Raw genomic sequence first — 13,575 nt, 5'->3', positions numbered from 1 at the left:
CGACACCCGCCTTCTGCGATTCTTTCCCCGAGTGGGAACGAACATGGCGTGTCTTGCCCAAATCCGGCACACGCCGACGTCGCACCGGGTCGCCATCGCCGACCTGGGTCCCGCACCGGCCCAGCGACACGGGTTCCTGTCTACTCCGATCACCGCGTCCTGCTCGCCGCACAAGGGCGTGACGTCGTTGACGCCGATGGGCGGCCACCGCATCGAGAGCACGGTCGGTGGACACCGTATCCAGAACGGCGGCGTGCACACCATGGAAGAGGTCTGCGCACTTCGGAGGAACTGCAGCCTAGTTGATCTTCATGAGGGGAGCCTTCTTGAACCTGAGGTTGAGCAGGGCAGCCCTCATGAAGATCAACAATCGGGGAGTGTGCGGCGCGAGCCCGGCTCACACCTTGACGCGGCCCTTGGTGGTCCACCTCCGGTAGCCCGCCGACTGGGCCTCGGCCTCGGTGCCGAACGCCATGTCGCCCTTCATCCGCCGGTAGTACGGCGAGTCGGGCGTGTGGTAGACCATCGTCTTCGAGTTGCCCTTGACCGGCAACGGTTCCTGCTTCGCGGCCTTCGGCGCGACCGGCTGCTCGGCGATCACCACCTGCTCCGCCGCCAGCCGCGGCGCGGGCAGGGCGAGGCGCGCCTTCGGGCGTTCGGGCTGCAGCCGGCTGCGCACCGACAGCCACGTCACCAGCGAGCCGATCGCGAACGACACCAGGCACAGCAGGAACATCTGCGAGAACAACCAGAGCACAGCGAACTCCTAACGGACTACGACGTCGACCTGGCGTGTGACCGGGTCGTACTCGCCGCCGGGGGCGGGACGGGTCTCGATGGCGATCAGCGCGGGCGACACGCCCTGGCCCACGAGGACGTCGCGCACCAGTTCCCCGCGCTTCGTGGCCACCGCCTGGTCGGTGCCGTGCGCCACCAGCGTGATCGAGGCGCGCGGCGCGACCAGGAGCATGCGGCCGACGCGCTGGATGAGGACGGTGCCGTGGCCTTCGTAGGCGGTGGTGCCCTGCACGAACCGGATGGCCCCGTTCCCGTTGACCAGGCGCGAGATCGAGTCGTGCAACGCCTCGACGTTCAGGTCGCCGACGGCGGCGGACGAGCCGACCTCGATGCGGTCGGTGACCTGCAGGCCGTTCGCCGCCTGGGTGACGGCCTCGCGCACCGCGGCCGCACGGGCCTCGTCCGGGACGCGGGCGGCGATCGCGATCTGACCGTTGTGGACGGTCGCGGTCACGTCGGAGACCTTGGCGGACAACGCGGCGGAGACCACGCGGCCGACGACGGCCGGCGGGATCGGCAGCAGGCCGCCGAGCCGGAGCGCGGCCGTGACGCGGTGGTCGGCCGTCTGCACGGCCTCGATGAGCGCACCGCGTTCCGCGTCGTCCGCTACCGCGCCGGAGACCAGGATCTCCGCGCCGCGCACCGCGACGAACAGCTGCGCCGGTTCGGCCTGCCGCACCTCCGCAGTGCCGACACCGGACACGTCGGCGACCACCGCGCGCACCGCGTCGGCCGAGCGCGGCGCGACCTCGCTGACCACGACGGACCGGCCGTCCACGGCGACAACACCGTGGTAGCCGGCCTTCACCAGCGCTGAACGCACATCGGCGTGCAGCGTCCGCTCGATGCCACCGCTGTAGACGAACACGCCGGTGGCGGCGAGCAACGCGGGCACCAAGAGCCCGCCAATCCAAACCGCGTGAGGCAAACGCACGGCGCAGGGGTACCGGACCTCGCGACCGAAAAGCCAGCCACCCAAGCCTTTCGAACCAAACTTCACCCGGTCAGGTGGCAGGAGCCGGGCCTGCCACCTGATCCGGTACCGCTAGGCCACGGCGGTCCGCGTCCGCCGCCACGCGATCACGATCAACGCGATCAGGCCGAACAACGGGATGGTGCTGACCGCCCAGGACAGGCCCATCGGCGGCCCCGGCTGCTCCATCACCTGGAGGTTCGTCAGCTCACCCGTCCCCGCGCCCGCCGGGCCGTCGACGTCGAACCGCAGCGTCCACGTCCCCGGTTCCGGCAGGGCGTAGATGTCGAGGCCCCACACCTCCCGCTTGCGGGGATGGCGCGCCAGCGGGTCGTCGTCGCCCACCACGCCCTCGTGCAGCACGGTGAGCGTGCCCTTCTTGCCGTCGATGCCGTCCTCGGGCGCGAACGTGAAGTCCAGCGACTGCATGGCCTTCACCGGCCACGTGCTGAAGCCGATCGTCAGGTCGTACGGCCCGGCCTGCACCTTCTCGGTGTGCACGACGTTCACCGGCTCGAAGGCGAGTGCCGGAGCGGTGAGGCCGAGCAGCAGCGCGACCGTCCCCGCGAGTCCCAGCAACGTCTTACGCATGGCGTTCTTCCTTTGCTGGTGCGAGGTGGCGGAGCATGTGGCCGAAGCGCCGGCCGAGCATCCCGGCGAGTGCGCCGAACAGCGCGCCCACGACGACGGTCGCCAGGTAGCGCTCGATGGCGGGGAAGTTCCTGCCGTACACGAGGATGTTCTGCACGGGCACGAGAGCGGTGATGATCACGCCACCGGCCGCCCCTGCGACCCATGCCGGCAGACCGCGCAGCAGTTCCACGGCGACCGCGACGAGGATCAGGCTCATCGGGATCATGTTGGGCAGGCCGGGGATGCCCTCGGCGTAGTCCCGCAACGGCAGGCCGGTGGCGTCCGCGTAGACCTCGGTGGCCCACGGCGAGAACCACCAGAAGACGGCCTGCAGCGCCGCGACGATCACACCGACGGCGAGCGCGCCGCCTCGCTGCTTCAGGACGTACGCGCCCATGAACAGGATCATCACCGAGAAGAACGCACTGCCGACGCTGACGGTGTTGACGGGCCCGCCGGGCAACGCGCGCAGGCCGAGCACGGTCACCATGCTGAACGCGAGCAACGTGGCCGCGGCTCCCGCGACGCCGTATACGCCCCAGCGCTCGTCACGGGCGACCGCGAAGATCATGACCGCACCGACCATCGTGATCGAGATCGACAGCAGCAGGCCGATGTGCGGCGGCGAGTCGATCACGGCGTCGAAGCCGTACAGCCCGTGCCACCACTGGTCCCACAGCCCGTAGACGAGGAACAGCGCCGCGCCGATGCCGGAGATCAGGTAACCGACGGGTGCCTCGAACGTGCGGCCGAAGACACCGACCGCGCGGCCGCCGACCATCGGGTCGATCGTCCTGTCGCGCTTGGCGTTCGCGGTCGTCATCAGGACCACGGCGAGGCTCGCCAGGCCCGAGATCGCACTGCCCGCGTACAGGAACAGGTGCGGCATGGTGAAGAACGTGTCCGGGCCGACGTCGGAGTGCCACTGGATGTCCCAGGTCAGACCGATCAGTGAGAGCAGGGTGCCGCCGAGCACGACGCTCGCCGGGACCAGCCCCCTCGGGACCGTCCTCGCCGGCGACGCTGCCGTCGCCGCGATGTTCACAGTCATTTCCTCCCCCTTCTAGGTGAGCAGCAGCGGGATCACTACCCGCTCGCTGTGCAGTGACACGGTGATCTCCCATTGGCCGGCCATGAAGAGGTCGACGCCCGCGACCCTGTACCGGCCGGGAGCCTGCGGCGCCGCCGTGATCGGGGCGAGCGCGTGGCCCATCTGCGGCATCGCCGGCTCGACCGTCACGTCACCGTCGGCGGCGTTGCCGGAGCGGTCGGTGATCCGCAGGTCGAACGAGTTGCTGCCGGTCCTGGTGCTGGTGGGCGTGAGCTCGAACCGGAGCTGAGCACTTTCCGCGAGGTGGGGCTGGGCCTCGACGCCGCGTGGCCACAGCACGACCAGCGCGGCCACGATCGCGACCACTCCTGCCGTCACCGCTATCGCTGAACGCTTCACTTCGAGGCCACCTTCCCCGCGGGCACGTCGACGACCTTCGGCACGGTGACGACCGAGTAGTCCCGTTCGACCTGGATCCACACGAGGTACCGGCCGGGCAACGGGAACGAGTAGGTGAACGGCACGTCCGGCCCGTACGCGGCGACGCTCTCGTCCGGCTTGTCGGGCATGCCCGGTGTCGGCGGGATCATGGAGTGCACGTGCGCCCAGATCGGTGCGTCGACGGCGGTGCCGGTGACCGGGCCGACGACGATCATGTGCCCGAGCATGCCCAGCCACGGCTGCAGGTCGCGTTCACCGAACTTCGCGGTGATCGTGCTCGGCCTGCCCGCCTCCCGGATCTCCATCGCCGTCTCGGTCTTCCCTTCGTTCCCGGCGACCACAGCGGATCCAGTCACGTCCACAGTGGACCGCAGCAGCTGCACTCCCCCGCCGCGCCGCGCGATCTCGGCGGCGATCGCGTGCGCACCCTGTTCGGGGTCGCGCAGCCGGGCGCGGTACTCGCCGGGCGCCGTCCGCACGGGGTGCAGGTGGCGGAGGTGCCCGGACGGCGACACGACGACGAGGTGGACGAACGCGCTGTCGTGCACGAGCAGGTCGTCCACCGGCCGTCCGGACGAGCCGTCCGTGAGCCCGAGCACGAGGTCGCTGCCGTCCATGTGCGGCACCAGGTTCACCGGAGGCCGCGAGAAGTCCACCATGGACGTTCTTGCGTAGGGGTCCATCACGTTGTCGTAGGTCGGGTCCAGCTGGGTGCCGGGCGCCGCGACCGGTGGGATGCTCGGCGCCAGCAACGCCGCGGTCACGCCTGCGGCCACCGCGGCGACCATGCCCGCCGTGGGCACGAGTGCCAGGCCGGGCCTGCCGAGCACGGCGAGCAGCAGTGCCGCCAGCAGCAGCACCCCGGCCGCGATGAACCCGCCGTAGGTCGCGTTCTCCCACGGCGACGGCACGAGCGCCGGCACGACGAACGGGATCGTCGCCTCGTCGACCGCCAGCACCCACGGTCCCGGCCGGTCCACGTGCAGGACGCCCGAGTAGAACCCAGGCCTGGCACCGAGTTCCACCTTGGTCGCGCTGCCGGCCGCACCAGCAGCGCTGAGGTTCAGCGTCAGCTCACCGGCCGGAGTTCCGGCGTGCGTCACGACATCGACGTGCACCGGTCCCGGCACCTCCGCGACCCGCCGGATGATCACCGTGAGGTCGCGGTCGCCGAGACTCTGCGCCACATGGATGTCCGCACCGGACTGCGCGCCGTCAGCCAGGGCGGGGGCCGCGATCCCCAGGATCGCCCCCAGCACCAGCAGCAAGGTCACACCACGTCGTTTCATCGCGACCGAACGTATCGATCATGGCCCCTCCTCCGCGTCACTGCCGAGACGGAATCCGGGTCCCCCGCACGGGGGATGTCCGACCCCTGCGAAGCGGGAGGTTCTCAGGGGCGCCATCGGGCAGGATTGCACCCGATGGATCTGATCAAGCTGCCCCTCAAGCACCAGTCATGGCTGGTCGCGACCGTGTGCATGGTCGTGGACGGCGGGTTCGTGCTGCTCGACCGCGAACCGTTGCACCAGACCGTGATCGTGCTGGCGCTGACGCTGGCCGTGGACGCGATGCTCGCCGGTCCCGCCCGGCTGTCCCTGTGGGTGGCGGCGGCCCAGGCGGCCGTCCCGGTGATCGTCCTCGTCGCGATGAACAACGGGATCGACGCCAACGACGCCGGCCTGCTGATCGCCGGGTACCGGGCGGGGGCGTGGCTGCGCGGCACACCGGCGTACACCTCGCTCGGGTTGCTCTCGGCCAGTCTGATGGCCTGCATGGTCCTCAACGGCTACGGCCCGCTGTACGCGGTGCTCGTGGCGGCCAAGGGCGCACTGCTGCCGTGGCTCGTCGGCCGGTACACGACGGCCCGCCGCGCGTACCTCGCCGAACTGGAGAAACGATCGGCGATGGCGGAGAAGGACGAGAAGGCGGCGGTGACCAAGGCGATCACCGAGGAACGCGGTGCGATCGCCCGCGACCTGCACGACGTGATCATCCACCACGTGAGCGCGATAGGACTGCACGCCGGCGCCGCCAGACTGGGCCTGCCGGAGGGCAATCCCAAGCTCACGACCTCGTTGCGCGCGGTCGAGTCGTCGAGCCGCGCGGCCATGGTGGACCTGCGGCACCTGCTCGACCTGCTGCACGGCGACAAGTCCGAGGGCGCACGCCAGCCGGGCCTCGACAACCTCGACGAGCTGCTCGACGGCGTGCGCGCGGCGGGCAGACCGGCCCGGCTGCAGGTGCGCGGGCAACGCCGGGAGATGCCGGAGTCGATGGACATCACGGTCTACCGGATCATCCAGGAGATGCTGACCAACGCGCTGCGGCACGGTGACGCGTCCGGCGTGACGGTGACGCTGGACTACGCGCCGGACTCGCTGACCGTCGCCGCGCAGAACGTCGCGGGCCCCGGCGACGACTCCGGGTCGGTGCGCAGGGGCCTGGTCGGCATCCGCAACCGCGCGGGCATGTTCGCCGGCACCACCCAGTCCGGACTCGAACCGGACGGCCGGACCTGGCGCACGGTCGTCACGTTCCCCCTGGAGGCGTCATGACGTTGTCCGTGCTGCTGGCCGACGACCACGCGATGCTGCGCTCCGGCATGCGCGCGATCTTCGACACGCAGGACGACCTCCAGTGCGTCGCCGAGGTCGCGGACGGCAGGGCCGCGGTGTCCGAGGTCGCGCGGCTGCGCCCGGACGTGGCCGTGCTCGACATCCGGATGCCCAAGCTCGACGGTCTCGGCGCGACGGAGAAGATCCTGGCCGATCCCGCGAACCGCACTAAGGTCCTGCTGCTCACCACCTACGACACCGACGAGTACGTCTACCGCGCGTTGAAGGCCGGTGCCAGCGGGTTCCTGCTGAAGTCGCTGCCGCCGGAGGAGCTGATCTCCGCGGTCCGAGTGGCGGCACGCGGTGACGCGTTGATCGACCCGTCCGTCACGCAACGGCTGATCGCGCGGTTCGCCGTCAGCCTCGCCCCTCCCCCGACGCCGCCGGAGCTCGCCCTGCTCACCGCACGCGAACGCGAGGTGCTGCTGCTGGTCGCGGCGGCGCACAGCAACGCCGAGATAGCCGCGCGGCTGCACGTCGGGGACGAGACGGTGAAGACGCACGTGTCCCGGGTGCTGTCCAAGCTGGGGCTGCGGGACCGGGTGCACGCCGTGGCGTACGCGCACATCAACGGCCTGGTGCGTCGCTGACCCGTTCGTCCACGATCCAGGACAGCGTGCGCGAGCGGTCGAGGAAGCGCTCCTCGTCCTCGGCGACGCCGGAACCGGGCGCGAGGACGAGCGAGAGCCAGGTCCGGCGGGTCGCCGCGTCGGCGAACTTCATGTGCGTGACCACGTCGAACTCCGCCGGGACGCCGCGCTCGTCGTGCGGTGGCAGGTAGTTGCGCACGTAGTAGAACGGACCGGGCTTGATGCCCAGGATCAGCGGCACGTGGTGGTTCTCGTAGTGGTCGACGAACTCGTCCCTGCTCATGCCGGCACGGGCTTTCAGGAAGGCCATGGTGGTGATCACGGATCCCACCCTAGGACCGCTGGGCCGCGGGGACCCCTCGTCGACCCCGCGGACCAGCGGCTAGTGGTGTGGCACGGACCGTTGCCGGGGGAATGCGCGGTCAGACGGGTGCATCGTGGTGCCGCCCCCACGTCCTCGTACTGGTTGTACGGGGTGTGGGGGCGGCACCACGAGGCGCCCTGCTGAGCGTGGATTACCTCGCCAACGGTCCGGGTCGCACCACTAGTTCTGCCAGACGATCGGCGACTTCACGTAGTCGTCGCCGCGGTTGTACTCGGCGGCCGCGACCTTCAGGCCGTCCTGGGCCGCGCTCAGCACGCAGGTCTCGTAGGTCTCGCCGGACGCCTTGAAGGTCCTCGGCGCGCTGGTGGAGTCGCACTTCGGGGTGTCGCCGCTGATGATCACGCCGGTGCCCTTGCCGTCCTCGCCGAGGCCACGCAGACCGATCGAGGTGAAGCTCAGGTCGGTACCGCTGAGGTTCTCGACCTTGGCCCGCAGGTAGAACGGCGTGATGTTCTTGGCCTTGTCGCCGAACTTCGCCAGGTCCTCCTTCGCGCCCGCCTCGATGGCCGTGACGGTGATCGCGACGATGCCGGTCTTGTCCCCGGTGGCGACGGGGATCACCGCGCGGGTGCCGACCTTGAGCTTCGAGCCGGGCGCGGTGACGTCCCCGCCGGCGGGGACGGCCGGCACCTCCTTCGACGCGGAGGTCTTCTCGGTGCTCGTGGCGGTGGTGGTCGTCGTGTCCGTGGCGGGCGTCGCCGAGCCGGTCGTGGTGGAGCCGCAGGCCGACAGGAGCAGGCCCGCCGTCGCGGCGGCGGCGATGAACAGGGGGCCACGGGCGTGCGTCACTGCGGAACTCCTCGACTGCGGGACCTGGGGTCGCCCCGCACGCTAGGCCGGACGCAGCAACCGCGGTATCGGTCGTTCGCACCACACGCGGGCTCAGAGGTCGTCGAGGCCGATCAGGCCGTCCTGGATCGCCCTGGCCACGAGCGCCGCCTTCGTCGGTGCCTGCCTGCCGATCGCGGCGTACTTGACCCTGATCCGCTCGAGGTGGGAGTTCACCGTGCTGAGCGTGATGTTCAGGCGTTGCGCCACGAACTCCTTCGACTCGGACTGGAACCACTCGACCAGGACCTCGGTCTCGCGCGGCGAGAGAGCCGGCCGTGTCTCCGACCTGTCGCCCGCGAGCGCGCCCGCGAGGGCCGGTGGCGTGTACGACTGACCTCGGGCCGCTGCTTTGACTGCCTGCACGAGGTGGTCGGCGCCCTCGGCCTTGGTCAGGTAGCTGAGCGCACCGATCTCCAGGCACTGCAGGACGATCTCGTCGTCGGCACGCATCGAGTAGACGATCACCTTGCGGCCGTCCTCGACGAGCCTGCGCAGCGCGGACGTGGCGGGCGCGACGCCACCGAGGTGCAGGTCGAGCACGACGACCTCGGCAGTCGCGCCCGGTCCGGTCCAGGCCACCTCCGGGTCCTCGCCGCTCGCCACGAGGTCGACGTCCGCGGTGGACAGCCAGTGCGCGACGCCCGCGCGCACCACGGGATGGTCGTCGACCAGGACCGCCGTCACGCCGTCCGCCATCTCGCCTCGCTCCTCACCAGTCCGCTGTGGACGCTCGTCTCGACCGTGACCGCCGCCGTCGTACCGTTCTGCGGCAACGTCTCCGGCGCGTCCGCCACCACCGCCACGCGCACCTCGGTCGCGGTGCGCAGCAGGCTCACCTTCGCACGCCCGTTCGCGACGGCGAGCGCCTGGGCCATCGGGGCGACCAGTTCCCGGCGCACCTCCGTCGGCACCGGCGTGGCCGTGCCGCTGACCGCGAGCGAGACGACGACACCGCGCCGTTCGGCCACGTCCACGCACGCGGTCAGCTCGTGCAGCAGCGGGTCGGGCACGTCGTCGTTCTCCGCGAACAGCCTGCGCAGCTGCACGGCCGCCACCGAGCACCGCAGCCTGGTCGTCTGGTCGGCCGCGCTCACCTGTTCGTCGGCGAGGCCCGCCAGCAGCGGCAGCAACGCGCCGAGCTGCCCCTCGAACCCGGCTCTCAGGTCCTGTTCCCGTTGGCGCGCCAGCTCTTCACGGGTGCGGGCGGCGTCGTGCTCTGCGGCGGCCTCCGCGGCCAGCCCGGCGTCGCGGTGCAGCACGCGGGTGATCACCAGGACGCCGAGCTGGAAGCTCGTGCCGCTGAGGATCACGACTCCGGCGGTGCCCACGTCGCCGTTCCCGGCGTGCAGGAACCACGCGAGGCTGAAGCAGATGTGCGCGCTCAGTGCCGCCACCAGCGCCGTTGGCCGTTCGACCAGCACCAGCAGCAGGTACCAGCCGACGAGCCCGAACGCCCAGTCGGCCGCGCCGAACGACGCCCCGGCGGGCAGGGCGGTCGTCGCGAGAACCGAAGCGACGAGGGGTGCGACGCCGAGATAGCTGGGCGTCGGTGTCGCGGCTGCGACGTGTCCGGCCACGATCCCCAGCACGGCCGTGAGCAGCCCGTACGCGACCCATGCCGCCGGGCCGTGCGGGTGCGCGACGAGCGAGGGCAGCGTGAGCACGAGCTGGACGGCGAACACCACGACCAGCAGGACCTGGCGCGTGGTGGTGACGACGGCGTGGTCACGCATCGGCGGGCCACACCAGCCGCGCGGTGGTGCCGCGCCCCCGCGCCGACTCGATCACGGCCGTGCCGCCGGCCGCCTCGATGCGCTCGACCACCGATCCGCGCAGGCCACGCCGATGCCCTGGCACTTCTTCGGGCACGAACCCCTTTCCGTCGTCCTTGATGACGACGACCGCCCCTCGCGTCACCGTCAGGTCGGCGGTGGTCGTGCCCGCGTGACGTTCGACGTTGGTGAGGAGCTCGCGCGCGGCCCGCACGAACTGCAGCGCGACCCCGGCCGGCACCGGCACGACCTCGGCCTGCACCCGCACGTCCACCGCGCTGTCCGCCGCCACCGCTGTGAGCGCGGCACCGAGGTCGACGGTCCCCTGCGCGTTGCCGCGTTCCGCCAGCACCACCAGGTCCCGGCGCGCCTGGGCGGCGACCTCCCCGGGATCACCGCCGTGCGCGGCCATCAGGAACGTCGCGGCCGCCGTGTCGTGCAGCAGTGCGAGGTACTCCCGTTCCCGTCTGCCCTGGTCCAGCGCGATCGCCGCGGCACGGTTCTGCTCTGCGGCGCGTTCCCTGAGGAGGTCGACCCTCCTGCTCGACCTGCGCAGCAGCTCGTACGCGAGCCGCGCTAGCACCGACTCCAGCACCGCCCGCACGAGCACACCGGGCCCGGTCGTCACCACCTGCACCGCGAGCAACGCGGCCGTCGCGGGCACGGTGACCTTGGGCGGCCACTGCCACTGCCAGGTGATCAGGGTCGTCGTGAGCACCGTCAGGACCCACTGGTCGGCGTCCGCGCCCAGCAGCACCGACAACACCACGACCCGCAGGAACGCCACCGGCAGTGCCACGCGCGGCAGCCGGAAGTCCGCGACCGTGCTCACGGCGACGACCGCGAACAGGGACCAGCCCAGCGGGGAGTTGAGCGAGAAGGCGCCGAAGAGGCTGATCAGCACGATGCCGGCCCCGCGGACGGGACCCGCGAGGCGGGACACCGTCGTGAGCAGTCTCGCCTCCAGCACGTCAGGCATTCTGCGTGAGGCCGTCGTGGGGCGCCCGACCGGCCCGCGGTCGGCCTGGGGCAGTCCGCATATCGTCCGCGTATCGAAAAACGCGTACGTCCCCGCAACCACCGTCCCGGTTGGATGGCCGCGTGCTCAACACCTGGCAGGAGTGGGTCGGTACGGAGACCGGGGTCGTGGTCGGCTCGGTGCTCGGGATACCGGTGGCCGTGCTCGTGATGCTGCTCCTGGCCCTCTACCGCAGGCTCACCCGGCACCCGCTCCCGTGGCGGACGGCGCTGGCCGACGTCGGCATGGTCTACGGGACGCTGCCGTGGGTCTGGATCATCATGCTGCCGGGCGAGGAGCCGGGAGTCGCGGGCAAGCTGAGCCTGGTGCCGTTCGCGGACATCCTCGACCTCGCCGCCCACGGCGACGTCGGCCAGATCGTCGGCAACATGCTGGTGTTCGCGGCACTCGGGTTCTTCGCCCCGCTGCGGTTCGCGGCGCTGCGGTCGGTGTGGCGGGTGCCGGCGTTCGCGGCGGCCTGCTCGGCGTTCCTGGAGATCGCGCAGTTCGTGCTGCGGCTCGACCGGGTGTCCTCTGTGGACGACGTGCTGCTCAACGCCCTGGGTGCGGGACTGGCCTCGTTGTTGTCCTGGTGGTGGTGGCGTCCGAAGCAGGCCGTCGTGCGGGAACGGCAGCTGGTGGCGGTGTGAATATGCGCGCGATATGCCGTGCTGCCTAGGGTGGCGGCATGCGTGTGCTGATCGTGGAGGACGAGCCCCACCTGGCGGAGGCCGTCCGGGACGGGCTGCGGCTGGAGGCGATCGCCGCCGACATCGCCGGGGACGGCCACGCGGCGCTGGAGATGCTGAGCGTCAACTCCTACGACCTGGCGGTGCTCGACCGCGACATCCCCGGACCGTCCGGCGACGAGGTCGCGCGGCGGATCGTCGCGTCCGGCAGCGGCATGCCGATCCTCATGCTCACCGCCGCCGACCGCATCGACGACAAGGCCTCCGGGTTCGGGCTCGGCGCCGACGACTACCTCACCAAGCCGTTCGAGCTGCGGGAGCTGGTGCTGCGGCTGCGCGCACTGGCCCGGCGGCGCGCCTACGCCCGGCCGCCGGTCAGCGAGATCGGCGGGCTGCGGCTGGACCCGTTCCGGCGCGAGGTCTTCCGCGACGGGCAGTACGTCGCGCTCACCCGCAAGCAGTTCGCGGTGCTGGAGGTGCTGGTCGGTGCGCAGGGCGGGGTCGTGAGCGCCGAGGAGCTGCTGGAACGGGCCTGGGACGAGAACGCCGACCCGTTCACCAACGCCGTGCGCATCACGGTCTCGGCGCTGCGCAAGCGTCTCGGCGAACCGTGGCTCATCGCGACCGTGCCGGGCGTCGGGTACCGCATCGACGCGGATGCCTAGGACCCCGGGTCTCAGCGCCCGCTGGAAGTTCACCCTCAGCTACGCGGCCATCGTCGTCGTCGCCGGCGCCGTCCTGATCGCGGTGGCCTGGTGGTACCTGCTGCGCTACCTGCCCGACAACGACCAGGGCCTGCTCTTCACCAGCCCCAACCGCTACCTGCTGTCCCGCATCTTCGGCCGTGCCGCCGCCATCGCCATGGTGTTCCTGGTGGCGTTCGGCCTGCTCGGCGGATGGCTGCTGGCCGGGCGCATGCTCTCCCCGCTCGACAAGATCGCGGACGCCGCCCGGCTGGCCGCGCAGGGGTCGCTGGCGCACCGGATCCGGTTGCCTGGCAAGGCCGACGAGTTCCGCGAGCTGTCCGACGTCTTCGACGACATGCTCGCCAAGCTCGAGTCGCACGTCGCCGAGCAACGCCGGTTCGCCGCCAACGCCTCCCACGAGCTGCGCACGCCGCTGGCCATCTCGCAGTCCCTGCTCGACCTCGCCCGGCAGGACCCCTCGCGGGTCGACGCCGAGCTCCTCGACCGGCTGCACACCGCGAGCCGCCGCGCGATCGACCTCACCGAGGCGCTGCTGCTGCTCAGCCGCGGCGACCGGCGCCTGTTCGACCGCTTGCCCGTCGACCTCTCCCTGGTCGCGGAGGAGGCTGCGGAAACCCTTCTCCCCCTGGCGGAACGGCGATCGATCACGCTCGAGGTCACCGGCGGGACCGCGACCACGAACGGCTCCGCGGAACTGCTGCTGCGGATGGTGACGAACCTCGTCCAGAACGCCATCGTGCACAACCTCCCGGCCGGCGGCACCGTCACCGTCCACGTCGAACCGCAGCACCAGGCGTGCGTCGTGCGGGTCGAGAACACCGGCCGGGTGCTCCCGCCGGACCTGGTGCCGACGCTCACCGAACCGTTCCAGCGCGGATCCGAACGCGTCCGCAGCGACGATCACGCGGGCGTCGGCCTGGGACTCGCCATCGTGCACAGCATCGTCCGCGCGCACGACGGCGCACTCGACATCGCACCGCGCCAGGAAGGCGGCCTGCGCGTGACGATCCGGCTGCCCGGCAGGTGACAGGTCGCCCTCCGGCGCTTTCCCGTTACAACACCACTTTGG

Annotated in this window: 16 protein-coding genes; 5 read left to right on the top strand and 11 right to left on the bottom strand. The window is 71.1% G+C overall.

Translation table 11 applies throughout. From position 1 onward, the window contains the following. Positions 1-397 precede the first annotated feature (397 nt). The 6 genes from ACSHWB_RS33625 to ACSHWB_RS33600 all read right to left on the bottom strand — a co-directional run bounded on the left by ACSHWB_RS33625 (position 398) and on the right by ACSHWB_RS33600 (position 5,185). Complete coding sequence (locus ACSHWB_RS33625) at positions 398-757, bottom strand: sunset domain-containing protein (RefSeq protein ID WP_439657312.1); 360 nt, start codon at positions 755-757, stop codon at positions 398-400. 9 nt (positions 758-766) lie between these two features. Beyond that, positions 767-1,693: a hypothetical protein gene (locus tag ACSHWB_RS33620; RefSeq protein WP_439657311.1), complete on the bottom strand. Its 927-nt coding sequence runs from the start codon at positions 1,691-1,693 to the stop codon at positions 767-769. A 150-nt stretch (positions 1,694-1,843) separates the two neighbouring features. Beyond that, positions 1,844-2,362, bottom strand: coding sequence for a hypothetical protein (locus ACSHWB_RS33615; protein WP_439657310.1), 519 nt, complete (start codon positions 2,360-2,362; stop codon positions 1,844-1,846). Then, complete coding sequence (locus tag ACSHWB_RS33610; protein WP_439657309.1) at positions 2,355-3,455, bottom strand: hypothetical protein; 1,101 nt, start codon at positions 3,453-3,455, stop codon at positions 2,355-2,357. The genes ACSHWB_RS33615 and ACSHWB_RS33610 overlap by 8 nt, the downstream gene beginning before the upstream one ends. Positions 3,456-3,467: 12 nt before the next feature. After that, positions 3,468-3,854, bottom strand: a complete 387-nt coding sequence (locus ACSHWB_RS33605) for a FixH family protein (RefSeq protein ID WP_439657308.1) — start codon at positions 3,852-3,854, stop codon at positions 3,468-3,470. Continuing rightward, on the bottom strand, positions 3,851-5,185 hold the full coding sequence (locus ACSHWB_RS33600) for a hypothetical protein (RefSeq protein ID WP_439657307.1): 1,335 nt from the start codon (positions 5,183-5,185) through the stop codon (positions 3,851-3,853). The genes ACSHWB_RS33605 and ACSHWB_RS33600 overlap by 4 nt, the downstream gene beginning before the upstream one ends. A 135-nt stretch (positions 5,186-5,320) precedes the next feature. On the opposite strand from ACSHWB_RS33600, the gene ACSHWB_RS33595 reads away from it, so the two are divergent. Continuing rightward, positions 5,321-6,454 (top strand): sensor histidine kinase, encoded by a 1,134-nt coding sequence (locus tag ACSHWB_RS33595; protein ID WP_439657306.1) that lies wholly within the window; start codon positions 5,321-5,323, stop codon positions 6,452-6,454. After that, positions 6,451-7,104 (top strand): response regulator, encoded by a 654-nt coding sequence (locus ACSHWB_RS33590; protein WP_439657305.1) that lies wholly within the window; start codon positions 6,451-6,453, stop codon positions 7,102-7,104. Before ACSHWB_RS33595 ends, ACSHWB_RS33590 begins: the two co-directional genes overlap by 4 nt. Here ACSHWB_RS33590 and ACSHWB_RS33585 read toward each other — a convergent pair. The 5 genes from ACSHWB_RS33585 to ACSHWB_RS33565 form a co-directional block, all read right to left on the bottom strand. Next, a complete protein-coding gene (locus ACSHWB_RS33585; protein ID WP_439657304.1) occupies positions 7,082-7,426 on the bottom strand; it encodes an EthD domain-containing protein in 345 nt (114 codons plus the stop codon). The genes ACSHWB_RS33590 and ACSHWB_RS33585 overlap by 23 nt on opposite strands. A 222-nt stretch (positions 7,427-7,648) precedes the next feature. Continuing rightward, positions 7,649-8,278, bottom strand: a complete 630-nt coding sequence (locus ACSHWB_RS33580; RefSeq protein WP_439657303.1) for a hypothetical protein — start codon at positions 8,276-8,278, stop codon at positions 7,649-7,651. Between the two features lie 93 nt (positions 8,279-8,371). Continuing rightward, entirely contained in the window at positions 8,372-9,016 is a 645-nt protein-coding gene (locus ACSHWB_RS33575; RefSeq protein ID WP_439657302.1) for a response regulator, read from the bottom strand. Continuing rightward, positions 9,001-10,053, bottom strand: coding sequence for a hypothetical protein (locus tag ACSHWB_RS33570; protein WP_439657301.1), 1,053 nt, complete (start codon positions 10,051-10,053; stop codon positions 9,001-9,003). Before ACSHWB_RS33570 ends, ACSHWB_RS33575 begins: the two co-directional genes overlap by 16 nt. Next, complete coding sequence (locus ACSHWB_RS33565; protein ID WP_439657300.1) at positions 10,046-11,071, bottom strand: sensor histidine kinase; 1,026 nt, start codon at positions 11,069-11,071, stop codon at positions 10,046-10,048. Before ACSHWB_RS33565 ends, ACSHWB_RS33570 begins: the two co-directional genes overlap by 8 nt. A 122-nt stretch (positions 11,072-11,193) precedes the next feature. Here ACSHWB_RS33565 and ACSHWB_RS33560 point away from each other — a divergent pair, with 122 nt between their 5' ends. Genes ACSHWB_RS33560 through ACSHWB_RS33550 form a run of 3 tightly spaced genes read left to right on the top strand, consistent with a single transcriptional unit; the run spans position 11,194 to position 13,533 of the window. After that, positions 11,194-11,760, top strand: coding sequence for a VanZ family protein (locus ACSHWB_RS33560; RefSeq protein WP_439657299.1), 567 nt, complete (start codon positions 11,194-11,196; stop codon positions 11,758-11,760). Between the two features lie 38 nt (positions 11,761-11,798). Further along, a complete protein-coding gene (locus ACSHWB_RS33555; RefSeq protein ID WP_439657298.1) occupies positions 11,799-12,464 on the top strand; it encodes a response regulator transcription factor in 666 nt (221 codons plus the stop codon). Next, positions 12,457-13,533: a sensor histidine kinase gene (locus ACSHWB_RS33550; protein WP_439657297.1), complete on the top strand. Its 1,077-nt coding sequence runs from the start codon at positions 12,457-12,459 to the stop codon at positions 13,531-13,533. The genes ACSHWB_RS33555 and ACSHWB_RS33550 overlap by 8 nt, the downstream gene beginning before the upstream one ends. The last annotated feature ends 42 nt before the right edge of the window (positions 13,534-13,575 follow it).

Origin of the sequence: Lentzea sp. HUAS TT2, assembly GCF_051853195.1 — a bacterium.
GTDB lineage: Bacteria > Actinomycetota > Actinomycetes > Mycobacteriales > Pseudonocardiaceae > Lentzea.
This window is presented reverse-complemented; position numbering and strand designations above follow the sequence as displayed.